Here is a 23,234-nt window from a genome sequence, read left to right on the forward strand (position 1 = left end):
AAATAACAAACAGGAGAGCGCGCCAACGCTCTCCCTGCACGACACTTGGGTGAGAATCCTCCGCAAAGTAACAGAGAAATAACCCGTTCCCGTGGCGCTAACCTGGGCGGGTTATTTTCGTTTCTATCGCTGAATGCTGCATTCACAATCCTCGGATTGTGAACGCAAACCAATCAGCTTCTCCGGAACGAAACTCGCCATCGCCGCTAATAGACGGCGCCAGCCGTTTCGCCTTGCCGTTAAGATACGTGAGTAACGCGAGAACGAATATCCCGAGCAACATCACTTCTTCGAACGTAAACGTCATAGGCATGCACCGCCTTCCCGGAGGCTTCCTGTCCCACCCAAGTCTGTCATGCGTTTCCGGTATATTCAGAAGTCTATCGATGATCGGTAGGCTTATTTTATTTGCGCAAATAGCCAACCGAGTTACTTCTGGCCGGGCTCCGATTAACGAATCCGGCATTCGCATCCACGACCTAACTCTCGGCTACGCGGGCCGCGGCGTCTGAATCTTTCGTATTTTCGATAAGAGGTCTCGGGGGTATTGCTTCAATTCCCGATCGGATTTCCTTTTTTTACATTGACACCATGATTGAGAACGATTATCATAGGCTCAGTTGATTTGAGAATGATTATCAATTGTGTTCGTTCTTGCTTCAAGGAAAGGCATCATACACATCTAGGGGGAAACTATTGTGTCAGGGTTAAGAAAGTCAACGCTTCTCATCGTATTTGCCATCGTGCTCGTTCTGGCGACCGCTTGCGGGAATAACGCGAACAATGCGAGCAGCACGAACAGCGGGAACAGCGCTAATAGTGCTAATAGTGCTAATAGTGCTAATAGCGCCAACAGCGCGAACAATGCAGCTTCGACGAATGCCGGCGCTAACGAGCAGGCAGCCGACACGGCCGACGCGGCAGGCGAGACGCGCAACATCAGACACGCGCTCGGCGAGCTGCCGATTAAGGGCGTGCCGCAGAAGATTGTCGTGCTGGAATGGACGTACGCGGAAGATCTGCTGATGGTCGGCGTGCAGCCGGCCGGCGTAGCGGATATCGAGAATATGAAAAAATGGGTGTCTCCTCCGACCGCGCTCTCGGCCGACGTGGCCGACGTAGGCACGCGCCAAGAGCCGAACCTGGAGACGATCGCGGCGCTCGAGCCGGATCTGATCATCGGCGTGAAGTTCCGTCACGAAGCGACGTACGATCAGCTGAACGCGATCGCGCCGACGCTGTTGTTCGATCCGTATCCGGCCGAAGGTCAAGGCGACCAATACCAAGAGATGATCGCGACGTTCGAGACGATCGCGGACGTCGTTGGCAAAACTGCCGAAGCCGACAAGGTGCTCGCCGATCTGCAGCAAGCGTACGATGACGGCAAAGCGAAGCTTGCGGCGGCCGGCAAGGAAGGCGCGCAGATCGCGCTGGCGATGCCATGGGTCGATCAGAACGCGGTCACGTTCCGCGTCTCCACGGATAATGCGCTTGCCATTAAAGTGCTGGAGCAGATCGGACTTAAGAATACGTTCAAGCCGACGCAATTCGAAGTATACGGCTACACGCAGGGCGGCGTAGAGCTCTTGCAGCAAGTGCCGGATGCCAACTATCTGCACATTACGAACGAAGACAACGTCCTGGGCGTGCTGGAGAAGAACACGGTTTGGACCGGTCTGAACTTCGTCAAAGAAAACCGCGTATTCGCGCTTGGCGGCGACACGTGGCCATATGGCGGTCCTCACTCCGCGAAACTGCTCGCGGAACGCGCCGTTAGCGTCCTGACAGGTCAATAATGAAGCTAGCGGAGGAACGGGTAACCGCTCCCTCTCCGTCGAACGATACTCCAGCCCGTCGCACCTCGCGTGCGAAGGGCTGGATGCCGTTGGCGATGCTTGCCGGAGGGAGCCTGCTGCTGATCGCGCTGACCTTTTTCAGCTTGACGCAAGGGATGAAAGCCTTATCGCCGTCGACCGTCGTCGACGCGCTCTTCTGGCCGCAGGATACGCCCGAACATCGCGCCATCAACGGGGTACGGCTGCCCCGCACGGTCATGGGGCTGCTGTCCGGCGCCGCGCTAGCCGTGGCCGGCGCGCTCATGCAGTCCGTCACGCGTAATCCGCTCGCTTCGGAGACGACGCTGGGCGTCAACGCCGGCGCCTTCCTGGTCGTCGTCATTGGCACGATCTTCTGGCCGGGCTTGCTGCATCAGTATGCGTTCTTATTCGCCGTGCTTGGCGGCGGCGCGGCCGCGCTTTCCGTCTTCGGGATGGGCGGCGGGCGCAAAGGGACGCCGATCCGGATCGCTTTGTCGGGGATGATCGTGACGCTTGTCCTCTCCTCGGTGACGAGCGCGTTGATGATGCTGTTCGAACAAGACACGCAAGGGCTGTTCGTGTGGGGCTCCGGCAGCTTGAACCAGAACGACTGGAGCGGCGTCCAATTCGTCTGGCCGTGGGTGCTGGGCGGCATTGCGGCGGTCCTGCTCGCATCGCGCCACCTGGACCTGCTCGCCTTCGGCGAGGAGAGCGCCCGCTCGCTTGGCCAGAACGTGGGCCGCACCCGCATGTTCGCCATGGCGATCGGCATCGTGCTGGCTTGCGTCAGCGTTAGCGTCGTCGGGCCGATCGGCTTCATCGGTCTGCTCGCGCCGCATATCGTCAAGCTTTCCGGCATGCGGAACCATGCGCTGCTGCTGCCGGTCAGCGCGATATGGGGAGCGGCGATCCTCGTCGGCGCGGACACGGTCGCCCGCGGCTTCGCGGCCAGCGCGGTCGGCGAGCTGCCCGCGGGAGCGGTGACGGCGTTCATCGGCGGACCGTGGATCATATGGCTTGCGCTTCAAGCCTCCAAGCACGCGGCCTCCTCGTCTCCGCTGGAGGGCCGATCGTCGATGAGCGTCGGGTCGCTTGTCAGACGTCTGCCTTTCGTCCCGCTTGTCATCGTATCGGCCGTGCTGCTGGTCGCGGTCAGCATCGCGGCGCTGATGAGCGGCACGCTGCATCTGTCCGTGAGCGAAGTGATCGCGACGTTGACCGGCAACGGCACGAAGCTTCACGAGAAGGTGTTGCTCGAGCTGCGGCTGCCAAGACTGCTCACCGCCGCCGTTGTCGGCATGATCTTGGCGGCGAGCGGAGCGCTCATGCAGAGCGCGGTAAGGAATCCGCTCGCCGATCCGCAGATCGTCGGCGTCTCGAGCGGCGCCGGCGTCGGCGCGATGCTGCTCCTCGTCGTTTTCCCGCAGCTGCCGGCCGGCTGGGTGCCGGTCGGCGCCTTCATCGGCGGTATTGCCGCGGCCGTCATCGTGTACGCCGCCGCTTGGCGGAGGGGGCTGAGCCCGACCGTGCTGACGCTCGTCGGCATCGCGGTCGCGGCCTCCGGCACGGCGCTGATCAATATTCTCGTCGTCTATGCCAAATTAACGTTGGCCCCGGCGCTGACGTGGCTGGCCGGCAGCACCTATGCGCGCAGTTGGCCGGAATTCGCGCAAGTGTTGCCCTTTGCGCTCGTTCTGCTGCCGATCGGCTGGTGGATGGGGCGCAAGGTCGATCTGCTGTCCTTCCAGGACGACAGCTCGACCGGGCTCGGCCTGCCGGTCCGCCGGACCCGGCTGCTCGTGACGCTGCTTGCGGTCGTGCTGGCTTCCGCGGCGGTGGCAGCCGTCGGCGCCGTCGGTTTTATCGGCCTGCTCGCGCCTCACGCCGCGCGCATGCTCGTCGGCTCGAACCATAGACGACTCATGGTGCTGTCCTCGCTGCTCGGCGCGATCCTGCTCGTCGCGGCCGACTGGATCGGTCGCATCATGCTGTCGCCGCGCGAGATTCCCTCCGGCATCGTCGTCGCGTTAATCGGCGCGCCGTATTTGATTTTCCTGATGTTCAAATCCCGTACGGCCAAATAGCGCGAAGAAAGCTCCTTCCGTTCCCTGCAAGCTAGGGCGGGAGGAGCTTTTTTCGTCGTTTCTCCGAGCGAGGGGACGATCCCGCAATTGATAAGAAGCCAGGATCGCCGCATTCGGGTAAGATGGAGGTAGGCTTAGCTTTCATCCCATACCACCATTAAGGAGGATGCTGCATGCTGCTTAAGGATAAGATTGCCGTCGTGTACGGCGCAGGCGGAAAAATCGGCGGCGCGGCCGCCCGGGCGTTCGCCCGCGAAGGCGCGAAGGTCTACCTGGCCGGGCGCACGTTGGACAAGGTTGAGGCGGTTGCCAGGGAGATTACGCAAGAGGACGGGGAGGCCGAAGCGGCGGCCGTGGACGCGCTGGACCGCGAAGCGATCGAGCATCACATGGAGCAAATCGCAAGCCGTTCGGGCCGCATCGATATTTCGTTCAATGCCATCGGCATTCGCGGGGATTTGCAGGGCACGCCGCTGCTGGAGATGGCGTGCGAGAATTTCGCCCTGCCGGTGTTGACCGGCGTCCAGACGTACTTCCTCACGGCGACGGCCGCGGCCCGGTATATGGTCCGGCAGCGGTCGGGCGTTATTCTGACGTTGTCCACGTCGGCAGCCAGCTTGTCCGGACGTGACCGACGCTATCACTTGACCGGCGGCTTCTCCACGGCATGCTTGGCGATCGAAGGATTCACCCGCAGCCTGGCCGGCGAGGTCGGCCAGCAAGGCGTACGGGTCGTCTGCCTGCGGTCGGATGCGATTCCGGAGACATGGGACGACCAGGATGCGCCGGCAAGAACGTACATGACGGACGGAACGGCGCTGGGACGTCTTCCGACGCTGCGCGAGGTGGCGGACGCCGCCGTGCTTATGGCTTCCGACCGGGCTAGCGCCATAACGGGCGCGATCGCGAACTTGACGTGCGGCTCGGTCATGGATTAGCGGTAATAAGGGTACTACTTGAAATTGGTACTGCCGGCTGGTTGGGGGATTCGCTACAATTCGCTTATGAGGAAGTGCGAGATCGAATCGCAAGCATAAGGGAGTTCCTATTCGTGAATCATGCCGTAGCCCAAAACGAACGCTTGTCGTATGCGGAGTTTGCCAGAAGAATGGCGATTGCCGGAGCGGTCTTGCTAGTAGCCAGCCTGTTGGTCATGTCGTTTCAACCACTTTTAGAAGTGAGTTCTTCTTGGTATATATTTGCAGTTGTGATCGTAACAATCAACTTGTGCGTGCTGGTTTTCGTCATACCTGGATTCACGCTGCTCGGGATCGCAACCGGCATCGTACACATCGTCCAAGCAAGAGCGGCCAACCATGACGCGGTATATGCCATCGCGCTTGGTGGTGTCGTGCTGGTCAGCGAGTATCTGCTTTTTATGGCGGGATAAATGTACACGTCAAAGAGCGCATGCATCATGCAGGCGCTCTTTTGTGCGCACCGAGCGCGAAAAATAAGAAAAAACATTCGTGCTTTTTGCGCTTTTTGCGATCGCGGACGTTCCCTTATAATGGTAGTAACAATCTTTGAGGAAGGACGTGCGCAGCTTGCGGAGAGCCATAGAATTGAGCCTGTCCCCGTTCGTGCACAGCGGCTTCGCCATGGTGTTCCTCGCGTATCTGCTGAACTACGCCGACTTCATCGTCATCTGCGCCTTGTTCGTGCTCATGCTCGCGGTCCATACGGCGCTGACGGCAATGACCGCCCGCGGAAGAGGGTATGTCATGATGACGAACCTTCTGCTCTTCCTCTTGTTCCAACTGATCATGTTCGCCGGCAGGCACGCGTTAACAAGCCCGAACGAAGCGGAAGAAGACTACGGCGCCGGCATCCTGCTGCTCGTCGTGGGGTTCCCGCTATCCTTGGCGAGCTTGCTGATCGGATCGTTCGCCGGCGTGATGTTGTCCATCGTCCTTCGCCGGTCGATCGCCCGGATAAGACGGCGCTTCTATCGCAAGCTCGCCTGCCGAACCCTTTACTGAATGAGTTCGAGAAATTTGCTCGCGCTGCCCGACAGCGGCACGCTGCGCAGCGTCATGATGCCGACGTGCGGTTCCGTCATGAATTAGGGCGGTGAGTATCCGAATCCGATCTTATCGATTCGCAACAACAAAAAGGTGTCCCAAAGTCGTTAAAAGACGATTGGGAGCCTTCTTCTCGGGAAATTTACCAAATTTGTTTCGCCGCAGGCACGCGGTATGAGCCATTGGATATTGGGCTTAGAAGGATTTGCTATATTATGGTGGACGGCGCTTCGGACGGATCCGTTTTTATGCCTCTTTTTCTTCTTCTTGTGAATTGATCGATTAACTTATTGGTGACCTTTCTTCCATAATCCACGCATGGCTGCTCGATGAATCGAAATGTGATAGAGGATGCAATAACGACGGCAACCAAGCAGAGTATGATCACCCCATATAATCCCAAAGATTGCCCCCATGCTGTTTTCATAATCGCGTTAAACATGGGAAGAGCAATAACCGGATGCAGCAAATAGACCGAATAGCTGATCTTCCCGAAATAGCTGGAAATTTTGAATTCCTTTTGCGAGGCTTTCGAAAAAGCAAGAAAAATAACCAGGGCAACGATATATGACATGGCATACTGTAACCACTCGTCCGCGTAAGCGAGATAAGATATCGGGAACATAAAAAGCGCAAAAGACGCCATCCAAATGTAAACCGATCTCACTTGAATCGTACCTTCATTTTGTTTAAGTTTACGCCAAGCCATTCCGAAGAACATGACAGAGAGCGCGAGGGTAAGAGCTACTGGAAGGTTAATTTCAGTTACATAGCGGGCCGCTGCCAACATCAAAGAGGCGATCAACCAAAAATACATATTAAGTAAGATTGATTTGCTTTTCTGTATAATCCCTAGTAAGAAATACAAGGCGCAAAGTATATAGAAGATAAGTTCAATTTGTAGCGTCCAATAAACGCCCAACATGTCTTCAACGCCGATAAAGCTCTGAAACATTGTAGCGTTGGCAGCGATTTGGAATCCTCCGAACTTCGTTCCCATTACGACCAGCGCAAGAATAATGGATAGCCAATATAAGGGATAAAGCCGAAAAAAACGGCTTGAGACGAATTTCAAAAGGTTGAACTCCTTGGTTTTGAGCAAGCTGTACGGGATAACAAATCCACTAACCGCAAAAAACATGACAACGCCAATTTTACCAATATCTAATCCATCGCGAATGAAAAATTCCAAAACGCGCTGTAATGTTGTTCCGGCCTCAAAATGCAGAAAACGGCTGTTGATTTCCCAAAGGTGGTAAATAACTACCGCAATCGCTGCATAACCTCGAATTGCATCAATCCAAGAAAGTCTCAAACGATCACTATTCATGACTAGCATCACCTCTATTTTTGTCTTGATTATATCAGTCATGATACAATTTGTATCTATTTTTATTTTAAATATGGCAGCCGCGGAGTCAGAGCAGAATTGAATCGGCATCGCGTGCGATTTACGGGGCATGCCAACCATGGATTAGCGTGCCCCGCATATCGCCATGCAAAAACTCTATCGCAAGCTCGCCTGCCGAACCCTTTACTGAATGAGTTCGAGAAATTTGCTCGCGCTGCCCGACAGCGGCACGCTGCGCAGCGTCATGATGCCGACGTGCGAGGGCGGCAGCTGCACGTCCAGCCGAATTTCGAACAGCGATCCGTCTTCCAGCTCCTTCGCGATGAACTCCTTGGCCACGTAGGAGAGGCCGAGTCCCTTGCGCGCGAATTCGATCAGCAGGTCGACGCTGCCGACCTCGATGCCCGGTTTGATTTTGTACCCGTAGCCCCGGAACAGCTCGGTGATGGCCATGCGCGCCCGGCTGTTGCGCGAGAACAGGATGATCGGGTGCTCGAGCAGCTCTTCCAGCGTGATGACGCGGTCCTTCAACCCGGAGAACGCGGCCCCGGCCACGAAGCAATCCTGCAGCTGCAGGCTCTCTTTCACCGCGAGCTGCGGGTCGACGATCGGCATCCGCACGACCCCCATGTCGATGCGCCCTTCCTTCAAGAAGGTGATGATCTCCGGCGTCGTGCCGTGGTTGAGGTGGAGGCGGATGCCCGGGTAGGTCCGGTGGAAGAGCTCGAGGTACGGCAGCAGATAATGTTTGAACAGCGAATCGCTGCCGCCGATCCGAAGCTCCCCGCTGTCCAGATTTTTGAGCGCGCTCATTTTCTCCTCGGCGAGCGAAATCAGCATCTGGGACTGCTCGATGTAGGAGTAAAGCACGGTACCCTCCTGCGTCAGCGTCACGCCCTTGGACGTCCGGTAGAAGAGGGTCAACCCTAGGCTTTCCTCCAGCTGCTTGATGGCGTGGCTGACGCTCGGCTGGGTCAAATACAGCGATTTGGCGGCTTGGGACAGGCTGCCGCTCTTGGCGGCCCAGTAAAATACTTTGTAAAGTTCGTAGTTATTGGTCATAGACACGATCTATAGCTCCTGTGAAATGTATTAATTACGCATATATTGGTTAATCGTATTATAGTTGATGTAATGGGACTTAGAAAAGAGAGACCAGAAATGCCAGGAGTGGCACGAGAGAAGCAAGCCCGATTACCGTGAGACCAAAAAACGAACGGAGGCAATGAATCATGAAGTTTTTTATCGATACCGCGAATTTGGCCGATATCAAGAAAGCCTATAAAATCGGCGTGTTGTCCGGCGTAACGACGAACCCATCCCTGGTAGCCAAGGAAGGCGTACGTTTCGAAGACCGCATCGAAGAGATTTTGCGCGAAGTGCCCGAAGTGGAATCCGTATCGGCGGAAGTGACGCCGGACGCGCTGACGGCGGAAGAAATGATCGCGCAAGCGAACGAACTGATCAAGCTGAACAACAACGATAAAAACATCACGATTAAACTGCCAATGACGCTGGCCGGTCTGGAAGCTTGCCGCTACCTGACCAAGAAAGGCGTCAAAACGAACGTAACGCTCATCTTCACCGTCAATCAGGCACTGCTTGCATCTCGCGCGGGCGCAACGTACGTATCGCCGTTCCTGGGCCGTCTGGACGACATCTCCGAAGATGGCGTGCTGCTCGTTTCCAAAGTCGCCGAGCTGTTCCGCACGCATAACCTCGATACGCAAATCATCGCCGCATCCGTCCGCCATCCGGATCACGTCACGCGCGTGGCGATGGCCGGCGCGCACATCGCGACGGTTCCGTTCACGGTTATCGAGCAAATCTCCAAACATCCGCTGACGGATCAAGGCATGGAGAAGTTCGCGGCCGACTGGAAGAAGACCGCTGAACTGAAAGTGTAATCCGCATTGATGCTCCATCTGCAAGAACGGTAAGTGTAATGCGTACTGGCTAATTGACGCTTTGAATTCCGGTCTGAAACCGGGGTTCAAAGCTTTTTTTTGTTGTCGCGAGGTTAGAATCCGGCGGGGAACTGTATAAATGGGATAGAGAGGATTTCGACGGGAGGCTTGGGTATGTGGGATGGTATGCTGATCACGACGATTGCGTTGCTCGGCGCATCGTTTTTGGCGCTAGGCGCGCGCATGACGGGACGAACCGGGCGTACGGTCGTCGCGATCGCGTTCGCCGCGCTGGCTTTCCTTTTGCTGTACAGCCAATACGATGACTGGAAAGGGGAGTACGAGGATGCGAATATCGGCCTTGGTCTCGCTTATATGCTCGTATGGGGCGCGACGGCGGTCGCGATCGTCGGGGCGGTCATCGGGGGGGGCGTCAAGGGAGCGGGCAAGCGTCGTCCATAACGGTCGCGCGGAGAATCGCCGTCGCAGGGGCTGGTATTCGCATCACCGGCTCGATAGACGATTCGGAGCGGCGACGACTCTTTTGTAATGAACGAATGGCGAAGCGCTCTGTTCGACAGGGCGTTTTCGCATAGGTCTCGTCAGCTTCTATGTTGCCATTCGCGGCGGAATGATTTATGATTTAATTGATAATGATAATTATTATCAATTAAACTTGTCGATTTTTCCAGTTAGGAGGTATCGCGTGCTCGATCATACGAAAACTACTCCTGCCTCGGACGGCAGCGCGGCGCGGATGTCTATGGATGAAGTGCGCGCCTATATGTCAGGTCATTACCATGAGCCGTTGTCGATCGAATTATTGGCGCAATTGGCCGGGCTGAGTCCGAATTATTTCGGCGAAGCGTTCAAGAAGGCGACCGGGCGCAGCGTCATGGATTATCTGACGGGGCTGCGCATCGGCAGGGCGAAGCAGCTGATCCGGGAGACGGACCTCTATATGCGGGAGGTCGCCAGAAGCGTAGGCTACAGCGACGAATATTATTTTAGCCGCAAATTCAAGAAAGAGGTCGGCGTCTCGCCGTCGGTGTTCGGGCGAAGCGCCCGGCAGCGCATCGCGGCGTTGTCCGCGTCATCGATCGGTTATTTGCTCCCGCTCGGCATCGTGCCGGTCGCGGCTCCGCTTGACCCGAAATGGTCGCCCTATTACCACTATTACTACCAATCCGAAATTCGCGTGCATTTGGAAGCGCCGGACTCGGGCAAGGATGCCGACAACATAAAGAGCCTCATGGCCGCGAAACCGGATGCCGTCTTGATCCAGGAGTCATGCGAGGCCGCCATGGAGGAATGGCTGGCATCGAGCGCCATCGAGCTGATTCGGATCGACGCGGAGGATTGGAGAGGCAGGCTTTGGCAAACCGCCAAAGCGCTGGGCAGGTCGGCGAGCGCGGACCGGTGGATTCGCGCCTACGAAAGCAATGCCGCCCAGGCGAAGCAGAGCATCCGGGAGGCGGTCGGCGCGGATCGGTTCCTTACGCTTCGTTTGTCGGGCGATCAACTTTACATGTATGTCAACAGGGGCATCCGAGACGTGATATACCGCGATTTGGAGCTGGCCGCGATTCCAAGACTGAGCGAAGTGTATAATGAACCGCTGTCGGTCTTGGAGCTGGCCGCGATAGATCCGGATCGTCTCATGCTGCTCGTCTGTCCGGATGCCGGCACGCGCATGCAGTGGCTGTCGCTGCAGCACGATGAGCGGTGGCGAAGCTTGAAGGCGGTGAAGAACAGGTTCGTGTATCAGCTCCCGTCTAATCCGTGGTTCGAATACTCACCCGTTGCGGTTAGCCGCATGCTGGAGGAGACGGTACTGCTGTTAACGGGGAAAAATCCAACGCTCGCTCCTGTTCCGGTCCATGGGCGACCCGAAGGAAGCGAGCTATAATTACCCTCACAATGAGAATGATAATCACTGAGAGGGGTTAACGTTACACATGAATGTCACACCTAACAATTACATACGCAAAGGACGGGCCGCGCTGCTGGCCGCCCTTATCCTGACGGGGGGAGCGCTTGCCGGATGCGGTTCGAGCGCGGATAGCGAGCAGGCAGGCGCGCCGGCTTCCAATGCCGCCTCGGGGCAGACGTCCGGGACAACCGTCAACGCCGGACGGGAGGCGACAGGCAACGACGCGGCATCGGCTGCGCAGGGAGCCGAGCATTCGGAGGCGGCTTATCCGCTGACGGTAACCGACGAGCTGGGCCACGAGATGACGATTCCGGCCAAGCCGGTCCGCGTTTTCGCCCCTATGATGGAGGATTCGATGGTCGCGCTGGGCATCCAGCCGGCGATGCAATGGTCGAACGGCGTAGAGCCCCAACTCTACCTGCAGGACCGGCTGAGCGGCGTGCCCGAGATGAGCTTCGCCAGCGGACCTCCGTCCGCGGAGGCCGTGCTGGCGCAGACGCCGGATTTGATCGTCCTCCACAATAAATTCTATGCGGAGAACGGCGTGTACGAGCAGTACGCGAAGATCGCGCCTACCTATGTGTTCGAGAGCGCATCGGATGATTTGCGGAGCTCGATCGCGACGTTAGGGAAGCTGCTGGGCGTGCCGGACAAGGCGGAAGAAGCCGCGACCCGCTATGCGGAGCAAGTCGCCTCGGCCAAGGAGAAGCTCGCCGGAATCGCGGAAGGCAAGAAGGCGGCGATCATCCGCTTCAATGCGAAAGGGATGTTCTTCCTAAGCGGAGACACCTATAGCGGAGCGGTGCTCGCCCAAGATCTGGGCTTTGGCCAGAGCGAGCTGGTGAAAGGCGGAGCCTTCGAAGTCTCGCTCGAAATTTTGCCGCAGCTGGAGGCCGACTATATCTTCCTCGTGAACGACGGCCATCTGGGCGACGCCGCGCTGGCGGACTTAAAGGCGAGCGGCATCTGGCAGAACGTCCCGGCCGTGAAGAACGGCAGCGTGTACGAGACCTCGAGCGGCTACTGGCTGAGCGGCGGCTACATCGCGCAGGGGAAAGTCATCGACGATGTGCTGGGGTTCCTGGCGCCATGAGGACGAGAGTCAAGATTCCATACGCGCCGGAACGATGCTTCGAATGCGGCTTCCGGTCGGCGAACGGGCTGGCGTACCGCATCATGGTCGCCGCTCCCGCGGACGAGCCGCCCGCCAGCGGATACGGCGTCGTCTACGCGCTTGACGGCGATGCGCTGTTCGGCACGCTCGCGGAGGCGGTCAAGCTGCAGACGCGCAAGCCCAAAGGATTCGACCCGATTGTCGTCGTCGGCATCGGCTACCCGTCGCGGGAGCCGTTCGATATGGAGCGTCGCTGCCGCGACTTCACGATGCCGGCAAGCGGAGGGACGCTGCCCGAGCGGCCTGACGGCCGTCCTTGGCCGCCGCACGGAGGCGCGGACGACTTTCTGGATTTCCTGGAGCGCGAACTGCTGCCCGCGATTAACGAGGAATGGCCGATCGACAAGAACAGGCAGGCGATCGTCGGCCATTCGCTCGGCGGACTGTTCACGCTGCACGCGCTGCTGGCCCGGCCGCATCTTTTCTCGCACGTCATCGCGGGCAGTCCATCGGTCTGGTGGGCGGATAACGAGGTAATTCGCGAGCTGGACGCGTTCTCCGAAGCTTGGCAGGGCGAACGGACGCTTCGGCTGCTGCTGGCGATCGGCGAGAACGAGCTGCCCGACATGCTCGAAGGGACGAATGAGGTCGAGCGGCGCGTGAGCCTGCTGCAGGACAAGGGCGTCTTCTTGGAGCGGGTCACGTTCGCGGACGAGGAGCATGTCAGCGTCCTGCCATCGACCCTTAGCCGCATCCCGCGGTTCCTGTCTTCCGAGGCTAGCCAAGAGCAAGGCAACTAGAGGGAAGGAAGGTCAGCAAGGAGCGCCTATCGCGCGCGAAAGCCCGGCAAACCATGGTTTGCCGGGCTTTGCGCTTGCAGTTGAACCATGGCGTCATTCCTCCGCGGCTTGGAAGCGCATCGCGATCAGCGCGCCGCCCTCCCTGCGATTAGCGGCGCCGATCGTGCCGCCGCCGCGCTCGACGATCGCCCGGGCGATGGCGAGCCCCAAGCCGGATTCGCCGTCTTTGCCTTTGACGAATCGGTGGAACAAGCTCGGCAGCAGCTCCTCCGGGAAGCCGGGGCCGTCGTCCGCCACGGTCAACACGAGCTCGCCATTTTCCCGTCGCGCGGTCAACCAGATATGACCGCGCGCGTATCGGGCCGCATTGGCGGCGACGTTGAGCAGCGCCTGCAGCAGCTTCTCCGGATCGGCCTTGACGATCGTCGCCGTTTCGTCCTCGCCCTGCAGATGCAGCGTCAAGCCGCGCCTTACGAGCAGCGGATTGATCCGTTCGGCGGTCTCCTTGAGCAGCTCCGCCGCGCCGACCGGGGCCGGGCGGAAAATATCTTCCTCGCTGTCGAGCTTGGCCAGCAGCGTCATCTCCGTCACCAGACGCGTCAGCCGTCCGCTTTCGTCCAAGATGATCTCCAAGCCTTTGCGCGCGCTATCGCCTTCGAAGACGCCGTCGCGGATGCCCTCGGCGTAGCCGGCGATCGACATGAGCGGCGTCTTCAGCTCGTGCGAGGCATTCTGGAAGAACTGCTTCTGCGCGACGCTCGCCCGGTTCAGCTCGCCGGCCATCTCGTATACGGTCTGCGCGACCGCGCCGATCTCGCCGCCTCCCTTCACGAGCCGCACCTCCATGAACTGCCGCCCTTTGACCTTGCGGAGTTCCTCGCGCAGCAGCATGAGCGGCTGGATGAGCTTGCGCGTCATGAACAGGCTCAGCAAATAGAGCACCGCGCCCACGGCGAAGAGAATGAGCACGAGCCGGCCGAGCAGCGCCTGCTCGATCGCCCGGATTTTGCTCATCGGGGAAAGCAGCGTCAACGTGCCCGCCGGAATGGGGCTGACCTCGACGACGTACTGCCCGGCGGCGCTGTCGACGATTTGCGCCTGCGACGCGCGGAATTCGTAGATCGGCTTCCGCGTCAGCTCGGTGACGAACGGCACGGCCGCGGACGTGCCGAGCGGAGTCGTCGACGAGACGATGTTGCCTTGGCTGTCCGCGACGATCGCTTCCACGCCCGAATAGCCGGCAGAGGCAAGGTAACGCTTCACCTCGATGGCTTGCGCCCCGGTATCGGCGCTCGTAATGCGCAGGGTCGACGACATGGCCGAACTTAACGTCCGCAGGTCGTCCTTCTGCGCGCCGACGAAATGGTCGAGCAGGACGTAATGGACGATGACGGCCGTTATGGCAAGGATGAGCGCGAGCGCCAAGCCGAACGCGAGATTGATCTGATGGACGAGCTTCATGGCCGGCATCGCTCCTCGGACGTCCTCATCCGGTAGCCGTGACCCCATACGGATTCCACCGGCAGGCCGTCGATCTTCTTGCGGATCCGCTTGACGAGATGGTCCACGGCGCGGTCGCTGCCGAAGTAGTCCTCCCCCCACACGAGCGACAACAGCTCGCTCCGGGTGAACGCGCGGTTCGGGTGTTCGGCCAGCGTCTTGGCGAGCAGCAGCTCCTTAGCCGTCAGCTCCACTTCTTCGCCGCGCCAGAACGCGCGCCGCTCCTCGAGCAGCAGCGACAGCTCGCCGAGTTGGAGCGCGGCTGCGGCTTCCGCCGGCGGCGCGGCGTTCGTCCCTTGCCGCATCCTCGCCCACCGCTCCAGCTGGCGCTTCACGCGCGCGACGAGCTCCCGCGGGCTGAACGGCTTGACCATGTAATCGTCGCTGCCGAGCGTCAGCCCGAGTATTTTGTCGACCTCGTTATCCTTGGCGGAGATCATGATGATCGGCACCTCGGCCTCCTGGCGGATGCGCCGGCATAATTCGTACCCGTCCATGCCGGGGAGCATAATATCGAGTACCCACATGTGGGGCGGATCCTGCTGCCATAACGCCCATGCTTCCTCGGCGCTGGACAGCCCGATCGTGCGGTAATGCTCCTTGCGCAAATAGGCCTCGATCAAATGCCTTATATTAGCGTCGTCATCCACGACGGCGATCACGTAATCGTTGTTCATGGGATTCATGGATCCTCCTGCTCTCTTCTCTATCTCAAGTATACCAAAGGTAGAGCGGCCGATAGTGCGCTGCCATCGTTTTTCCACAAATCCACCATTATCGTGCCACACCCGTTCGGTACATTGGTTACGGCAAGACCACTATGAACCGATAAGGAGTGTTTTCCCCATGAACAAACGCATCCATCTTAAAAACGCCGCGCTCTCCGCGCTGCTGCTGACCAGCCTCGTCGCCGTGCCTGCCGCCACGAGCGCGGACGCCGGTAACCAGTCGCAGGCCGCCCAGCCGTCTGCGCCGACGAAAGCCGCCGAGAAGCGGGTCATCCGCTTCGGCGCCGCCGATCCGCTGGCGCTGGCCAAGCGGTACGCCCCGGAGACGACAGCCGAGTGGGAGCGTGTGCTGAACGCTTATAAGGAGGCGGGCGGCTTCGCCCTGCCGGGTAATATGCGCGTCGGGAAAGCGGCCGCCATCGAGGGAAGCGATACGCTCCTCAAGTCGGACGAGATAGGTGACGCGGTTATTGTGCACGATTTGACGCAGAGCGGCGAGCACCAAGTAACCGTGCGCTTCCATAAGGCGCCTGCCCAAGTCGGCGATCAGGACGTGTTAACGGAGCCGGCATTGCAAATTACGAAGGCAAATGAGGCGGAGAAGATCGGCGACGCCGTTCATATCGTGAAGATCAAGGAAGACGGCAGTATAGCGGGAGGCGCGGGCATGGTGAAGACGGCGATCCCGCTGGACGAAGCCGCCATCGCGAAACTTAAGGAGCTGAAGGGCGCCGAGTTCGCGATCTCATCGCCGATCGGGGAGCATGCGGAGGCGATCCGGGCCGAGACGATCGCGATCGACAGCGCGGCCGAAGGCGCTGGCGGCGTGAAGATCAAGATCAAAGCGTTCACCGAGGCGGACAAGGCGTTCTTCGAGGCGCGCGCCGAGCTGGCCGAAGCGGCGGCATCCGAGGACGCGGCCGCGATCAAGGCCGCGCTGGCCGAGCTGCTGGATCAGTACGAGGCGCAAACGGAGGAACTGAAAGCAAATCCGGACAAAGCGGCTCTTGCAGTGCCGGCTGCCAAAGCCCTGCCGGCGACGCGATAAACCCGAAGAAGCCGTAACCTCGCAATAAAAAGTCATAAGCAACGACCATCCCGCGGGCATTCTGCTCACGGGATTTTTTGTCAGCAAGGAGGCATACTAGGCGAAAGGAGATGTGGCTAAAACAGACCGAGGAGCGCTAGAAATGCGGATAGAACTTACGCGGTCTCCAAGACTGCTCGCCCCTTCGATCTACCGGTACGCGACGATCGGGGGGCTGCTCATTCATCTGGCGTTCGCGGCGTTTTTTTACGCGCTCGGCTATTCCTTCATGGCCTGGTTGAATCTTGGTTCTTCCGCCTGCTACGCGGTAGCCATGCGATTGCTGAAGCGCGATCGCATGGGGTTGTGGGGTTGTCTGGTCGCCTCCGAGCTGCTGATCTATGCGGTGGTAGCCACCGTCCACATGGGGTGGAGCGCGGGTTTTCACTATTACTTGTTCTTCGTCTTGTACGGCGCATACGTAACGCAGACGTCCAAGCTGGCTTCGCGCGCCTTCGTGACCGTAAGCATGATCGCTTACGTCCTGTTGTACCGCTACGCGCCGAGCGGAATGGCCGGCGGCGGCGTGCCCGTCTGCCGGATGCTGCATTATTTGAATTTGATCAGCACGCTCGGTTATACGACGCTGCTGTCGTATTATTACAGGCAAAGCATCGATAGCACCATGGCGAACTTGCACGATGCCATCCAGGAGCTGGAGCTGCTGTCCCGTACCGATCCGTTGACGGGCTTGCGCAATCGGCGAATGATTTACGAGCGGCTGGAAGAGGCGCGCCTGCGTCACGAAAGGGAAGGCGTGCCGTTCAGTCTCCTGCTGGCGGACATAGACGGGTTCAAGCAGGTGAACGACCGCTATGGGCATAACTGCGGCGATGCGGCCATCCGGCACTGCGCGTCCCTCATCGAGGAGGCGGCGGGCGACGGGACGCTTGCGGTCCGGTGGGGCGGCGAAGAATTTCTCGTGCTGCTGCAGGGGAAACCGCTTCAGGAGGCGGAGGCGCTGGCCGAACGGATCCGGTCGGAGGCGGAGCGAAGGGAGTTCCGGCATGAGGCGCAGTTCATTCCGATCACGCTCACGATCGGCGTCGCGTCGCACCGCGCGGGCCAGCGCGTCGACGAATGCATCCACCTCGCGGACGTGGCGCTGATCGAAGGGAAACGGGCGGGCAAGAACCGCGTTGTGGCGAGCCGTTAAACCTTTTATCCCGCTTCTATCGTCGAATAGATAGATGATGGATTAGGGCGTAGCGTCCGGTCGGGATTTCGGTTCGAGACCGCACCCGGAGGAGGTTTTGCGAGTGAAAGCCTGGTATTGGCTGCTGGCGGTCGCGATGCACGTCATATTGGCGCTCACCGTACCGTTCTTCGTTAAACTTGCCGCGACTTGCGTATATATTCTCTTGGTGTGGATGGGCATCGAGAACGGGGCGGACGTAATCGGGGAAGAAAGCGGGTTTTTCATCCTGCTGCCGATCGTCCTTGTTCACTTGGGGGTGTTCGTCGCCGCGATCGTCGCCGGAAACCGTTATTTGTCCCGCAAAATCGGCATCGGCCGGGTCGCCTACTCGGCTTGCTGCGCGGGAACGTTCTTGGTAGCGCTCTATGCGGTCAATCGGATCATGCCGATTGCGTAGCGGCGCCGCAGCGGCATGATCCATAAGCGGTAGAGCCGCCGCGCGGCGTCTTTTGGGGCGGCGGGAGCCCCTCCGCAGACAGCTAGTTCTGCCGCTGGTGAATAATTCCTGCCGGATATGGGGAGTTTCTTATCCATACGGGGTGAAGACATGAAGTGGGAAATGCTCAAAGAGCTGGAACGGTTTACGCCGATCGGGGAGCTGCCGTTCGCCAAACCGTCCGAGGTCGGCGCGCGAATGTACGAGGCGGGCGACGGGTTCTGGCTAACCGCCGCCGAGAAGAAATTCGGCACGGGAGGCCCGGACAGGATCGAATTCGGCGCGCGCGGGGCGTACTTGGCCGGCATCTTCTTTTTTCAGTACAGGCGCGGGTTTGAATCGTATTTTAATTTGACGCCTTCCCTGCGCAGGCATGAGATGCTGAGCGATCGCTTCGAAGTTTGCGAAGGCATCGCGATCGGGGACGCCTTGGAAGACATCCAGAGCTTGCTTCGCCGCAACCATCGTGTCTTCCAGGTGAGCGAGACGGGCAAGCTGACGGACGGCGAGATTCAGTTCCGGTATTCGGAGCTCGCCTGGGACCGCTACCGATTCTTTTTCTTCGACCGGTCGAAGCAAGCCCGGCTTGCGGGATTCGAGTATACGCCGGGGCCGGCCGTATAAGGCAGATGAAGTCATCTTGGATGGAGACATTCCGTCTGGATGGCTTTTTTTGCCGTAGAACCAAGAATGTGCGGGATGAGTCGGAATACGCACGTCATCGATTCGGTCGGGGGAGCAACTTTTCAAGAAAATCAGCGTCAAAGATATGTTGGAACGAAATGGGAAATGTTGCGAGAGTTGAGACGATACGAATGGTGGGGGAACGATGAGCATGGAGCATGCGTCGGCCATTGCGGTCATTTCCGATATTCATGGGAACAAACACGCGCTCGAGGCGGTGTTGAGGGATACAGACGCCCGGGGAATTCATAGCATCGTAAATTTGGGAGACGCGCTGTTCGGTCCGCTCGATCCGGTCGGCACGGCGCGGCTGCTCATGGCCAGGCCGGACATGACGCACATTATGGGCAATTGCGACCGCTATCTGCTGCAGGACGAGATGGACTCGGCAACGTTCCGATACGTCAAGCCGCTGCTCACGGCAGAGATCGAGGCGTGGCTGCGCGGCTTCGTCCGGACGGCCGCTCGGGATGACGCGCTGTTCTGCCACGGCACGCCGTTCTCGGACGAAGCGTATTTGCTGGAAGAGGTGACGGCCGCGGGCGTCAGGAACCGAAGTTACGATGCGTTGATGGCGGAGCTGGCGCCGATCCGGCAGCGGGTTGTTTTCGCGGGACATACCCACCTCCAGAAGACGATCCGGCTGCCGGACGGCAAGCTCCTGGTCAACCCGGGGAGCGTCGGTCTGCCGGCGTACGAAGAAGCGTTCCCTTTCCCGCACGCGATGGAAGCGTGCACGCCTCACGCGAGGTATGCGATTGCGTCGAAGCAGGGTGAGGCATGGGAGATTGAACATATCGCGTTGCCATACGCGCACGAGGTGGCTGCCGAGATCGCGGCCCGGAACGGACGGGACGATTACAGCCATGCCATCCGGTATGGAAGAGCGCTGGGATAGACGGCGAACAACGAAGAGAGAGCGGGCAGGAGAATGAGAACATGGGCATTGGCCGCAGCGGCGGCCGCGATCGTGCTGCTATCGGCGGGCTGCGACGGCAACGGCGGGAATACGGGGCAGCGCAAGGTATCGGTATCGGAGACGCAGGATAAGGGCGAGCAGGCAGCGGAAAAGGAGACCGAGGCGTCAACGGATTCGGGAACGGCCGCTGAATCAGGGGCGGCTTCCGAGAATAAAACGTTGGCCCCGGGCGCCGCAACGACGGCAGAACATGCGTCCGAGACGCGCGAGCGATTCTCCTACTTGGCGCAGCTGTCGCCCGAGAAGCAAGAGGCGTACAAGGCGTTCGAGCAGAGCCGGGATTTGGGACTACTGACGAATTTTTCGCCGGAGGAAATGGTTCTGGCCTATTTTCATACCATCTCGAACGGCGATCCGTACGCGCTGCACCCGATGATATATAACGGCGGGTATTTGGCGGATTTGGCACGGTTTACCGATGAGTACTTCAAGTATGTGGGCAATCATCATTCCGAAACCGCCTTGCATTACCGGTACTACGATTCGATTAAAGTCGATGAGCTTAACTCAAAGCCGGATTATAAAGCAGTCGTAACAAGCGTAAGCGTCGGAATTCATTACCATTCGATGCTGCGCGGTCTTCGGAAAGAAGATGGCGTCTGGAAGCTCGACGTGTACGGTTCGATGAAGAACCAGATCAAGGCAGGCAAAGAAGCGGAGCTCGAGACGAAGAAGTAAAGCCGTCCTCGGCGCGCGACGAATCGACGGATTGGGAGCAATCGAATGAACATCGACAGGACGAATCAAGAGCAGGAGGTATTGGACGACTTGCTTCGCGCCTGCCTCCGCGGCTGGGGGTGGCGGGTGCGCGAGGCGGTCCCGATCAAGCGCGGATGGATGAATTTGAAGTGGCGAATCGTTACGGACGAGGGAGACTTCCTGCTCAAGCAGTACAACCGCGAGCGGTACAAGCTGTACGACCCCGAAGCGTTATCGTTCGCCTTCGAGCAGCAGACGCGCCTGCATGACGCCGGCTTGCCCTGCCCGAGACCGCTCGCGCATCAAGACCGGGTCATGCTGGATTCCGAGCGGGGCGAGCGGTTCATGGTCATGCCGTTCTGCCCGGGCAGGCTGGTGCCGCCCGGAGGCGCGAGCGCGGATCAGATGTACGGTCTCGGCCGCGCGGCCGGCCTCATGCACCGCCTGCTGAACGACGGGACGAATCGGAAGATGGCGGCTGGGCCGCAATTCCGTCCTCCATCCCGCGAGGAGCGGCTGGCTCACTGGGACGCCGTCCGGGGCCAGGCCGTCGCGGCGGGGAGAGAAGAGCTGTTGGACGACATCGACACCCAGCGCCGGGCGACGGAGACGATCGCGCTTACCGCGTTCGAATCGCTGCAGACCGGATGGGCGCATCGCGATCTATGGGCGGATAACCTGTTGTTCGACGATTCCCGGGTGAGCGCCATATTGGATTTCGATCGGCTTAAATACGATTATCCGGCGCTCGACATAGCCCGCGCCGTCCTCTCGTTGGCGCTGGGCGAGTCGCTTGACGCGACGCTGGCGGAAGCATTCGTCATGGGATACCGCGAGGAGCGCGCGCTCGCGGCAGGGGAATTGAGCCGGGCGCTGCAGATGCTGTGGTATCTGGAGAGTCCATGGTGGATCACGGCCGAGGGGAGCGAATGCGGTCTGCCTCCCGAGCGGTTCGCGTATGAGATGAATTGGCTGGCGAACAACCTAGGGGAGCTGCGCGAGCTGGTGGGCGGCCTATGACCCGCTAGTTTCAAATAAACGCGATTCCGCGGCCCAGGGCTAGCGCGCAAAAAAAAGCTCCCCCGCCGTTCATCGCGAGAGAGCCGTCGTTCTTATTGGTGAGGCTTGCCTTCGGTGAAGATTTGGAACGTCACGCCGAACTTGTCCACGACGATGCCGTACGCCGGGCTGAAGAACGTTTCCTGCAGCGGCATGTTGACCGTCCCGCCGTCCTGCAAGGCGTTGAAATAGCGGGTCGCTTGCTCTTTGTCGCCCACTCTCAGACAGATCGTCACCTGGGTGCCGATGACATGCGGCTGGCCCGGGAACGTATCCGAGAACATGACGTCGGATTCGCCGATTTTGAGCGTCGCATGCGAGACCCGGTCTTTCGCTTCCGGCGGCAGCGGGAAATCCGGGTTGTCCGGCATTTCGCCGAACTTCTGGCTGAAGAGCAGCTGCGCGTCCAGCGCTTTCTGGTAGAAGCTAATCGCCTCTGCCGCGTTGCCATCCATTACCAAGTAAGGAATCAATCTTACGGTCATTTCGTCACAGCTCCTATTCGGATTGGATAAAGGTTCCATGTCCAAGTATATCCGAAAGGCTGCGTTTGAAACCAGCTGCCGGGGGTTGCTCTTCGCTGCGGCTGTAGTCCTAATTGCTCGGTCTACTGTCGAGTGGACGAGAATCTTAACTCAATTATTGGAAGGAGTGATCGTAATGAAACAGTCGATCGTCCATATCGCGCTCGTCGTCCACGATTATGACGAGGCGATCGAATTTTACACGAAGAAGCTGAACTTTACGCTATTGGAGGACACGTACCAGCCGGAGCAGGACAAACGCTGGGTCGTCGTGGCGCCGCCGGGCTCCATCGGCACGAACTTGCTGCTCGCGAAGGCATCCAAACCGGAGCAGGAGCCGTTCGTCGGCAACCAAGCTGGCGGACGGGTATTCTTGTTTCTGAACACGGACGATTTCTGGCGGGATTATAACGAGATGACGTCAAGAGGAATCGAATTCGTGAGACCGCCTCAAGTACAGCCGTATGGCACAGTAGCGGTATTTAAAGATTTGTACGGGAACCTGTGGGATTTGCTGCAGCTGAACGAGGATCATCCGATCGCGGCAAGGGCGAGATAGTCGGGAAACATGATCGGGCCGAACGTTGCGAATAGCCAAGCCGTTATGAATCTAAAGTGGGGGAGGATTCCTAGTGCGTAATTATGCCGGGGTTCTAATTATGCTGCTCCTGCTGACGGGCTGCTGGGGCGGGTCGGACGAATCTTCGCCCGTCATCGAACCAAGCGCGGCCGAGATCGCGTTAACGCCCGTCGATGATCTGTTCGAAGGGGACGCGGCGAAATTCAAACTCTTCCTAGGCACCATGAGCGGGGCGTTCAAACTGGCGTATGAGGGCGAGAAGCCGAGTATGAAACTGGACCTGGATATTTGGCGGGGCGGCAAGCGCGTCGATAAGGCGGGATCGATCGGGGACGTATTCCACAGCACGCAGGGGCCGACTCGCAAAGAGGTAGAGGTGCTCATCGCCATCGACGATTCAACCGCCAACATTCAGAACGGGCAGGTCGGCGTAAAGGTATGCCTGGTCGACGAAGAAGGAGCGAGTCTCTCCACTTTCACGATTCCATGGGACCCTAAGCTGACGGCGCGCGGGCTGATCGCTTACACCGAACCGCGAACCTTTACGCTAGGCGAGGCAATCTCGGTCTTCGGCATGCATGCGACGAGCACGAACAGCATCCTTACGGCGGACTTCTCGGCTGAATCGCTGGGCAGCACGGAATGGGCGCTCGTGCTTACGCTTCGCCCGGAAGACTAGCCGCATTTGCGGCATCGCCAAGCATGAGCGTAACATCAACAGTCGTTCCAT

25 protein-coding genes are annotated in these 23,234 nt (G+C 59.1%); 19 read left to right on the forward strand and 6 right to left on the reverse strand.

All coding sequences use genetic code 11. From position 1 onward, the window contains the following. Positions 1-142: 142 nt before the first annotated feature. The gene (locus BCM02_RS35280; RefSeq protein WP_187434228.1) at positions 143-313 is read right to left on the reverse strand and encodes a hypothetical protein; all 171 of its coding nucleotides are present in this window, start codon (positions 311-313) and stop codon (positions 143-145) included. 385 nt (positions 314-698) lie between these two features. On the opposite strand from BCM02_RS35280, the gene BCM02_RS15090 reads away from it, so the two are divergent. The 5 genes from BCM02_RS15090 to BCM02_RS15110 all read left to right on the forward strand — a co-directional run bounded on the left by BCM02_RS15090 (position 699) and on the right by BCM02_RS15110 (position 5,883). After that, positions 699-1,796 (forward strand): ABC transporter substrate-binding protein, encoded by a 1,098-nt coding sequence (locus tag BCM02_RS15090; protein ID WP_148929929.1) that lies wholly within the window; start codon positions 699-701, stop codon positions 1,794-1,796. Positions 1,797-1,879: 83 nt separating this feature from the next. Further along, positions 1,880-3,901, forward strand: a complete 2,022-nt coding sequence (fhuB, locus tag BCM02_RS15095) for a Fe(3+)-hydroxamate ABC transporter permease FhuB (protein WP_281288190.1) — start codon at positions 1,880-1,882, stop codon at positions 3,899-3,901. A 173-nt stretch (positions 3,902-4,074) separates the two neighbouring features. Then, a complete protein-coding gene (locus BCM02_RS15100; protein ID WP_148929931.1) occupies positions 4,075-4,839 on the forward strand; it encodes an SDR family NAD(P)-dependent oxidoreductase in 765 nt (254 codons plus the stop codon). A gap of 113 nt (positions 4,840-4,952) precedes the next feature. Continuing rightward, positions 4,953-5,291 carry a hypothetical protein gene (locus BCM02_RS15105; protein WP_148929932.1) on the forward strand — a complete coding sequence of 113 codons (339 nt, stop codon included), beginning with the start codon at positions 4,953-4,955 and terminating at the stop codon, positions 5,289-5,291. A 157-nt stretch (positions 5,292-5,448) separates the two neighbouring features. Then, complete coding sequence (locus BCM02_RS15110) at positions 5,449-5,883, forward strand: hypothetical protein (RefSeq protein WP_148929933.1); 435 nt, start codon at positions 5,449-5,451, stop codon at positions 5,881-5,883. A gap of 250 nt (positions 5,884-6,133) precedes the next feature. Here BCM02_RS15110 and BCM02_RS15115 read toward each other — a convergent pair whose 3' ends face one another. After that, positions 6,134-7,255, reverse strand: coding sequence for an acyltransferase family protein (locus BCM02_RS15115; protein ID WP_187434229.1), 1,122 nt, complete (start codon positions 7,253-7,255; stop codon positions 6,134-6,136). 204 nt (positions 7,256-7,459) lie between these two features. Next, the gene (locus BCM02_RS15120; protein WP_148930150.1) at positions 7,460-8,338 is read right to left on the reverse strand and encodes a LysR family transcriptional regulator; all 879 of its coding nucleotides are present in this window, start codon (positions 8,336-8,338) and stop codon (positions 7,460-7,462) included. Positions 8,339-8,508: 170 nt separating this feature from the next. On the opposite strand from BCM02_RS15120, the gene fsa reads away from it, so the two are divergent. The 5 genes from fsa (at position 8,509) to BCM02_RS15145 (ending at position 13,030) form a co-directional block, all read left to right on the forward strand. Beyond that, positions 8,509-9,183 (forward strand): fructose-6-phosphate aldolase, encoded by a 675-nt coding sequence (fsa, locus tag BCM02_RS15125; protein WP_148929935.1) that lies wholly within the window; start codon positions 8,509-8,511, stop codon positions 9,181-9,183. 174 nt (positions 9,184-9,357) lie between these two features. Next, positions 9,358-9,645, forward strand: a complete 288-nt coding sequence (locus BCM02_RS15130) for a hypothetical protein (RefSeq protein WP_148929936.1) — start codon at positions 9,358-9,360, stop codon at positions 9,643-9,645. A gap of 244 nt (positions 9,646-9,889) precedes the next feature. Beyond that, complete coding sequence (locus BCM02_RS15135; protein WP_246183385.1) at positions 9,890-11,092, forward strand: helix-turn-helix domain-containing protein; 1,203 nt, start codon at positions 9,890-9,892, stop codon at positions 11,090-11,092. A 49-nt stretch (positions 11,093-11,141) separates the two neighbouring features. Next, complete coding sequence (locus BCM02_RS15140; protein WP_148929937.1) at positions 11,142-12,209, forward strand: ABC transporter substrate-binding protein; 1,068 nt, start codon at positions 11,142-11,144, stop codon at positions 12,207-12,209. Then, positions 12,206-13,030, forward strand: a complete 825-nt coding sequence (locus tag BCM02_RS15145; protein WP_148929938.1) for an alpha/beta hydrolase — start codon at positions 12,206-12,208, stop codon at positions 13,028-13,030. Before BCM02_RS15140 ends, BCM02_RS15145 begins: the two co-directional genes overlap by 4 nt. A 93-nt stretch (positions 13,031-13,123) precedes the next feature. Here the strand turns inward: BCM02_RS15145 and BCM02_RS15150 are convergent, their stop codons facing one another. Continuing rightward, the gene (locus BCM02_RS15150; protein WP_148929939.1) at positions 13,124-14,491 is read right to left on the reverse strand and encodes a sensor histidine kinase; all 1,368 of its coding nucleotides are present in this window, start codon (positions 14,489-14,491) and stop codon (positions 13,124-13,126) included. After that, on the reverse strand, positions 14,488-15,207 hold the full coding sequence (locus BCM02_RS15155; protein WP_148930152.1) for a response regulator transcription factor: 720 nt from the start codon (positions 15,205-15,207) through the stop codon (positions 14,488-14,490). The genes BCM02_RS15150 and BCM02_RS15155 overlap by 4 nt, the downstream gene beginning before the upstream one ends. A 169-nt stretch (positions 15,208-15,376) precedes the next feature. Between BCM02_RS15155 and BCM02_RS15160 the strand changes: the two genes are divergently transcribed. From BCM02_RS15160 to BCM02_RS15190, 7 genes are all read left to right on the forward strand, one after another. Then, on the forward strand, positions 15,377-16,306 hold the full coding sequence (locus BCM02_RS15160) for a hypothetical protein (RefSeq protein WP_148929940.1): 930 nt from the start codon (positions 15,377-15,379) through the stop codon (positions 16,304-16,306). Between the two features lie 142 nt (positions 16,307-16,448). Next, positions 16,449-17,501, forward strand: coding sequence for a GGDEF domain-containing protein (locus BCM02_RS15165; protein ID WP_148929941.1), 1,053 nt, complete (start codon positions 16,449-16,451; stop codon positions 17,499-17,501). Between the two features lie 103 nt (positions 17,502-17,604). Further along, positions 17,605-17,940 carry a hypothetical protein gene (locus BCM02_RS15170; protein WP_148929942.1) on the forward strand — a complete coding sequence of 112 codons (336 nt, stop codon included), beginning with the start codon at positions 17,605-17,607 and terminating at the stop codon, positions 17,938-17,940. 150 nt (positions 17,941-18,090) lie between these two features. After that, a complete protein-coding gene (locus tag BCM02_RS15175; protein WP_148929943.1) occupies positions 18,091-18,603 on the forward strand; it encodes a hypothetical protein in 513 nt (170 codons plus the stop codon). Between the two features lie 205 nt (positions 18,604-18,808). After that, positions 18,809-19,561 carry a metallophosphoesterase family protein gene (locus tag BCM02_RS15180; protein ID WP_148929944.1) on the forward strand — a complete coding sequence of 251 codons (753 nt, stop codon included), beginning with the start codon at positions 18,809-18,811 and terminating at the stop codon, positions 19,559-19,561. Positions 19,562-19,594: 33 nt separating this feature from the next. Beyond that, the gene (locus BCM02_RS15185; protein WP_148929945.1) at positions 19,595-20,320 is read left to right on the forward strand and encodes a hypothetical protein; all 726 of its coding nucleotides are present in this window, start codon (positions 19,595-19,597) and stop codon (positions 20,318-20,320) included. A gap of 45 nt (positions 20,321-20,365) precedes the next feature. Continuing rightward, a complete protein-coding gene (locus tag BCM02_RS15190) occupies positions 20,366-21,361 on the forward strand; it encodes a phosphotransferase (protein WP_148929946.1) in 996 nt (331 codons plus the stop codon). Between the two features lie 92 nt (positions 21,362-21,453). Here BCM02_RS15190 and BCM02_RS15195 read toward each other — a convergent pair whose 3' ends face one another. Next, positions 21,454-21,885 carry a VOC family protein gene (locus tag BCM02_RS15195; RefSeq protein ID WP_148929947.1) on the reverse strand — a complete coding sequence of 144 codons (432 nt, stop codon included), beginning with the start codon at positions 21,883-21,885 and terminating at the stop codon, positions 21,454-21,456. A 175-nt stretch (positions 21,886-22,060) separates the two neighbouring features. Between BCM02_RS15195 and BCM02_RS15200 the strand changes: the two genes are divergently transcribed. Both BCM02_RS15200 and BCM02_RS15205 read left to right on the forward strand, forming a co-directional pair. Next, positions 22,061-22,483 carry a VOC family protein gene (locus BCM02_RS15200; protein ID WP_148929948.1) on the forward strand — a complete coding sequence of 141 codons (423 nt, stop codon included), beginning with the start codon at positions 22,061-22,063 and terminating at the stop codon, positions 22,481-22,483. A gap of 73 nt (positions 22,484-22,556) precedes the next feature. After that, positions 22,557-23,183, forward strand: coding sequence for a hypothetical protein (locus BCM02_RS15205; protein WP_148929949.1), 627 nt, complete (start codon positions 22,557-22,559; stop codon positions 23,181-23,183). Positions 23,184-23,234: the final 51 nt, after the last annotated feature.

The organism is Paenibacillus methanolicus (assembly GCF_008124765.1).
GTDB lineage: Bacteria > Bacillota > Bacilli > Paenibacillales > Paenibacillaceae > Paenibacillus_Z > Paenibacillus_Z methanolicus.

Coding starts and splice junctions, on each gene's coding strand:
- fhuB (WP_281288190.1), top strand. CDS start 1,880: ATGCCGTTGGCGATGCTTGCCGGAGGGAGCCTGCTGCTGATCGCGCTG.
- BCM02_RS15130 (WP_148929936.1), top strand. CDS start 9,358: ATGTGGGATGGTATGCTGATCACGACGATTGCGTTGCTCGGCGCATCG.
- BCM02_RS15165 (WP_148929941.1), top strand. CDS start 16,449: ATGCGGATAGAACTTACGCGGTCTCCAAGACTGCTCGCCCCTTCGATC.
- BCM02_RS15140 (WP_148929937.1), top strand. CDS start 11,142: ATGAATGTCACACCTAACAATTACATACGCAAAGGACGGGCCGCGCTG.
- BCM02_RS35280 (WP_187434228.1), bottom strand. CDS start 313: ATGCCTATGACGTTTACGTTCGAAGAAGTGATGTTGCTCGGGATATTC.
- BCM02_RS15160 (WP_148929940.1), top strand. CDS start 15,377: ATGAACAAACGCATCCATCTTAAAAACGCCGCGCTCTCCGCGCTGCTG.
- BCM02_RS15145 (WP_148929938.1), top strand. CDS start 12,206: ATGAGGACGAGAGTCAAGATTCCATACGCGCCGGAACGATGCTTCGAA.
- BCM02_RS15120 (WP_148930150.1), bottom strand. CDS start 8,338: ATGACCAATAACTACGAACTTTACAAAGTATTTTACTGGGCCGCCAAG.
- BCM02_RS15100 (WP_148929931.1), top strand. CDS start 4,075: ATGCTGCTTAAGGATAAGATTGCCGTCGTGTACGGCGCAGGCGGAAAA.
- BCM02_RS15175 (WP_148929943.1), top strand. CDS start 18,091: ATGAAGTGGGAAATGCTCAAAGAGCTGGAACGGTTTACGCCGATCGGG.
- BCM02_RS15150 (WP_148929939.1), bottom strand. CDS start 14,491: ATGAAGCTCGTCCATCAGATCAATCTCGCGTTCGGCTTGGCGCTCGCG.
- BCM02_RS15185 (WP_148929945.1), top strand. CDS start 19,595: ATGAGAACATGGGCATTGGCCGCAGCGGCGGCCGCGATCGTGCTGCTA.
- BCM02_RS15200 (WP_148929948.1), top strand. CDS start 22,061: ATGAAACAGTCGATCGTCCATATCGCGCTCGTCGTCCACGATTATGAC.
- BCM02_RS15180 (WP_148929944.1), top strand. CDS start 18,809: ATGAGCATGGAGCATGCGTCGGCCATTGCGGTCATTTCCGATATTCAT.
- BCM02_RS15155 (WP_148930152.1), bottom strand. CDS start 15,207: ATGAACAACGATTACGTGATCGCCGTCGTGGATGACGACGCTAATATA.
- fsa (WP_148929935.1), top strand. CDS start 8,509: ATGAAGTTTTTTATCGATACCGCGAATTTGGCCGATATCAAGAAAGCC.
- BCM02_RS15190 (WP_148929946.1), top strand. CDS start 20,366: ATGAACATCGACAGGACGAATCAAGAGCAGGAGGTATTGGACGACTTG.
- BCM02_RS15115 (WP_187434229.1), bottom strand. CDS start 7,255: ATGAATAGTGATCGTTTGAGACTTTCTTGGATTGATGCAATTCGAGGT.
- BCM02_RS15195 (WP_148929947.1), bottom strand. CDS start 21,885: ATGACCGTAAGATTGATTCCTTACTTGGTAATGGATGGCAACGCGGCA.